The sequence below is a fragment of the Candidatus Dadabacteria bacterium genome, assembly GCA_009837205.1.
Classification (GTDB): domain Bacteria; phylum Desulfobacterota_D; class UBA1144; order Nemesobacterales; family Nemesobacteraceae; genus Nemesobacter.
Map to the genome: position 1 here is coordinate 109,486 of VXTZ01000014.1, position 4,516 is coordinate 114,001.

Here is a 4,516-nt window from a genome sequence, read left to right on the forward strand (position 1 = left end):
AATTGTTTTGTATTTTTAAAAAAAACCTAAAACATTTTTTAATTTTAAAATAAGTCTTTTTATTTATTCACAAATGATTTCCCCCCCCTATAATTTGCCCTTGCTCAAAATCGTAAAAGTTTCCAGTGTTTTCCGCCTTGAGTAGGAATAAAATCTTTTTGACCTTTTATGTATTAACCAAGTCATAATTATTGAAATTGCGAGAATCGAAATGTTCAAAAGTGAAAACCAGTCTCGAGCAACGAGATACAGCATGAAAAGTGAGTTCAGACCAAAAACTATTTTCCAACCCCTGTACAGACCATAATAAGCGTTGAAGGTTTGAACTTGTCCCGTTATGTCTTTAGCAAATGAAAGCATATAGCACAACTGGTAAATCTCCTGCAAAGACCGGCTTCCCGCCTCGAAATACTTTTTCGCTTCTTCTAGCGTTTTCTTCTCGGAATCGGAAAAACTGGCTTTGTTTTCCTTAATGACAATATTCGCCATGGCCTGCACTAGGTGACCCACAAAATACGCGAGAGGGAATAAAACTAAAAAGTTTTTAGAGGAAAAAACTGAAGTCGCCAGCGTGGAATCAAGTTTCTCCAGCAAGAGTAGGTCAAAAGCCACGCACATCAAAGCAATGCCACCGACAAGCAGATAACCGAACTGGTCATAAATGTTGAATCTTGAGAAAACCCTATTTTCCATCTTCACTACTCTTGAGCCATGGCAATCGTTTCAAAGTCGCCCGTTCTTCTTCGTGTAAGGAGAGATTGTCCACCATCTGAATTGGTGGAGAAAACATGCTGAGCAACTCGCTGATAGACGGCAATAGCTTCTGAGTGAGGATGACCATACTGATTATCCACACCCGCGCTTATCAGCACGCTGTTAGGTGAAACTAAGACAACTGTTTCAGGGTTGCACCCGCTTTTAGAACCGTGATGGGGTGCAGCCATGATATCGGATTTTAAAGCCCCTCCGAACAGTCTATTTATTGTGTCCCAGCGTTCCGTTTCGGTATCTCCTGTTACCAGATATGAAAATCCTCTTGTTCCCAGTCCCGTTATCTTCAACACCAAGCTACAGTTGTTGGAATTGTCCATGTCTTCGATATGGGGTGAAAACAACTCGAATTCAAAAGATGTTGCCAGATAGCGAAAAACCCGCTGGTCTAGTTTATCAAGACGCACGGAGAGCCTTTTGAGAGGATGATTCGTATTTTCGCGGCGAGACTCATGTTTTTTAATCACATCGAACACTGAGGCTGCATTGTCCGTATCATGGTAGTATCTCGGATACATAATCCAGTCAGGCTGATATGATGACAATATAAAATCTACTCCGTCCGGATGAGCATGGTCATCATCAAATCCCGTCAGCATGAAACCGACGACCCTGCTTCCTTGCGTAAAAGTATTAAGCTGAGACTGGATCTTGGACGTCAGTTCCTCGTCCGAAACCGGCATGAAGGAATCAATGATTACTGCTTCATCCAGATGCTGTGCCGCTGCAAGCGCTCCCTGCCCCACATATATTGTCAGTACATTCATTTTACTTTCTCATCTAGAATACGGCTGCTTTCTTTGTCCGCCACTGAGGCCATTTCATACAACCGCTTGTTCAGAACGCGTTGAATGGTGAAGGCCGCCTCCCGGCCAGAGCTAAACCTCTGTTTCTTCAGTTCTTCAATCGATTCACCCAGATCCTCTCGCGCGTTTTTGATATGCACGGCATAGCTTGCATCACGGTCAGCGATTACTTCAGCTATGACCAAGGCCACGCTAGTACCATCAATTAATTCAACCGTTCCCTTCCAGTAAACGGTTTTAGACTCATTAGAGAAAAACGGTCGGAGTCTCGGGAAAAACTCTTTTAGGAATTGCTGGTCAATGCCGCGGTCAGCGACTTTAACGGCCGGTTCGTCAAGGTTGATTCCGGTTTTCTCTTTCTGCTTTTCTGAGACAGCATTTTTTGGCCACCACAGTGGTTCATCCAAGATTTTGATGGCTTCAGCCGGAATCTCGTAAATAGCCGGGTCGCCTCTGAACAGTATGAAATGTCGGATGTTGTACCGCTCCAACGGACTGGCGGTATCGTTCCTGTTTACGACCAATAAAGCGTAAAAAAACCGCGTATTATGTTTTTTATGATTTACGGTGCGCTTGTAGGTTCTCCTGTCTCCCCCGCTTAACGTCGGATACCCGTTAACATGATGCGTATGCCAGCTGCCCAGATGTTCTACCTCTGGGTGCTCAGCTTCAATCTTACGAAAAACGTCTGCCTGAAATTCTCCGTCTTGAAAAAGACTGGTTGCGCTACGGCGGGTTTTCGGGCCCGGTTCAATTATCCCCGTCACGTGAATCATAAGGCGCTCATTGGAATCAAACGTGTAAGTCCCGACGAGGCGACCTCCGGTTTCATCCACGTCATGTCGGTCGCACTCGTCAAAAACCCTAATCAGAGCCTCCGCGGGAAAATGAACTTCAACACCGTCAATAGGAATGTCCTTTTTCATTTACTCTACCTCCCCGCAGATCTTGCACAGTTCTTGAGGAGTTAGAGTAATGCGCTGCAACTGAAAGTGTTTTTTGAAGGGATGCTCGGGTCGGTTTCCCCAAACCAGATAGTTTTCCTTCATCGCCGATAAATACTTGGGCCGCGCACTTAAAGTGGCGGCGATACTGTCCAAGGCAAAGCGGGTGTGGAAGGCTGTGATGAAAGAAATATCGACAATCAGCCCAGGTGAGTCCTTGATTTCCGTAATATTCATACCGTACATCTTTTCACGCTCTTCTTCGGATATAAGGTCTATCTCCCTGACACCGTCTCTGTACTCCGTGCGTTCCAATACACTCTCCAGACAGGCTAGGCAGCCCCCTCTGCTAGGTCTGTAAGCAAATACTTCCCCACCGGTGCCACGCGTGAACACCCTGCCTACAACAAAAGGGGTTCTGGTTTCTACGCATGCATCATTAACCCTGTACCGCGAAGCCTCGTTGTCGGTGGCCAGTATTACTACAGTGCTTGCATCAACCAGCTTGTTGAAGTCGGTTAATTCGAATATGTCCTTGTTGTGTTTTTCGATTTTCAAGGCAGGGTTCCGGTCAAGCAGAACATCGCTTAGGGCATCCACTTTTTTTTGCCCGACATAGCGAAGACCGCACACGTGCCGAATGACGTTCTCGGGTTCAAGCACATCATGATCAATAAGTGTAAATTCGGTAATGCCGGACATTGCTAGTTGCAACGCTACCATGCCACCGCCTGAACCACATCCGGCAACTAGCACACTGGCTTCACTAAGTGTCCCAACATCAAACAGTTTTTCGATACGAGTGAACAGCTTGTCCTTCATAGCAACTCATCCCCGCTATAATCAGATTCCCATTTGCCGGAACTCTTCCACCCTCTGTACAAACCAAGCCATTTCTGGGCGAGTCTTAGCGCATCGAGCAAACTTTTTCTTCCAGGGTTCCAAGCTTCCATTACGCCGAAAATGCATAATGAGCCGTCTTTCCAGCGGTGAGGGCTTTTGTCATCAATACCGTCAACATATACACTCGGGCAGTTGCTTGGATACCCGTTCGGCACTACTATTTTTATTGAAAATTCTTCGTATTCGACCTTGAAGTAAACTTCTTTGTTCTTAGTAACACCGTTGATATAAGTTATATCGAGACTATCAAATTCTTCTCGGTCTTTTTCTATTCTCTTCTGATCAATGTCTGGCAAGAAGATTGAGACTGGAACTAAGCAAGCTAGTTGCTGTCCGCTACGTTCAATAATATACGCCTCTCCATCCCTTGAAACACGGTTGATTATTTCTCCCGGTGAACTGCGAAGAGTCATCATGGATAACGGTTTAAATTCTATGGGTCCGGCAGAACTCAATGTCTGATCTCCTTGCCCGGCCATCTGCCGGTTTGCAGCCATATTTCATACTTGTTTAACCATTTCGCCGCGCGGGCTATAACATGAGATAAGTCATGTCTCCCAGGATTCCATGTAGAAGGATGCTGGTAACAGATATTTCCTTCTCGAAACATGTGTTGGGTATTACTGCTTAACGCAGGTTTCCTTACATAGACTTTCGGCATGTTATTGGGATAAGTGCTAGGAAAAAAGATTTCCAGAATGTAAACACGTTTTATTGTCTGTAGTGCTACACGTATATAAGGATTCCCTTGAGAATCACAATAGCTCTCTATGTATTCGAATTTTTGTTTCGCTTCGGTAAACTCCCATCCTATTCTACGCAAGTCCATTTACGATATTCTCCTTTATTAATGTTGTGTATTCTCCTCCTAAGTCTTCGCGCATGGTAATGGGTTTTTTATCTTGCAGTTCGGCAGATCCTTTGCCCAACGCCCGAATTTCTCCGTTAGGAAGGATTTCGATTGGAACATCTTCTTCCTTTTCCAACAACTCTTCGAGCTCATCGATAGTTGGTTTTCTTCTCATGGTGTTACCTCCTAATTAAGGTGTGCAATTATTATAATTGTAGTAATTATATCACAACCCTATAGCG

Annotated in this window: 6 protein-coding genes; all 6 read right to left on the bottom strand. The window is 44.7% G+C overall.

Annotation, left to right across the window (positions count from 1 at the left end; all coding sequences use genetic code 11):
• Positions 1-87 precede the first annotated feature (87 nt).
• Positions 88-693 carry a hypothetical protein gene (locus tag F4Z13_03000; protein ID MXZ48210.1) on the bottom strand — a complete coding sequence of 202 codons (606 nt, stop codon included), beginning with the start codon at positions 691-693 and terminating at the stop codon, positions 88-90.
• 5 nt (positions 694-698) lie between these two features.
• On the bottom strand, positions 699-1,538 hold the full coding sequence (locus F4Z13_03005) for a hypothetical protein (protein MXZ48211.1): 840 nt from the start codon (positions 1,536-1,538) through the stop codon (positions 699-701).
• Positions 1,535-2,503 (bottom strand): hypothetical protein, encoded by a 969-nt coding sequence (locus tag F4Z13_03010; GenBank protein MXZ48212.1) that lies wholly within the window; start codon positions 2,501-2,503, stop codon positions 1,535-1,537. Before F4Z13_03010 ends, F4Z13_03005 begins: the two co-directional genes overlap by 4 nt.
• Entirely contained in the window at positions 2,504-3,343 is an 840-nt protein-coding gene (locus F4Z13_03015; GenBank protein ID MXZ48213.1) for a ThiF family adenylyltransferase, read from the bottom strand.
• The gene (locus F4Z13_03020; protein ID MXZ48214.1) at positions 3,340-3,879 is read right to left on the bottom strand and encodes a hypothetical protein; all 540 of its coding nucleotides are present in this window, start codon (positions 3,877-3,879) and stop codon (positions 3,340-3,342) included. Before F4Z13_03020 ends, F4Z13_03015 begins: the two co-directional genes overlap by 4 nt.
• A 360-nt stretch (positions 3,880-4,239) precedes the next feature.
• Positions 4,240-4,449: a hypothetical protein gene (locus tag F4Z13_03025; GenBank protein ID MXZ48215.1), complete on the bottom strand. Its 210-nt coding sequence runs from the start codon at positions 4,447-4,449 to the stop codon at positions 4,240-4,242.
• Between the last annotated feature and the right edge of the window lie 67 nt (positions 4,450-4,516).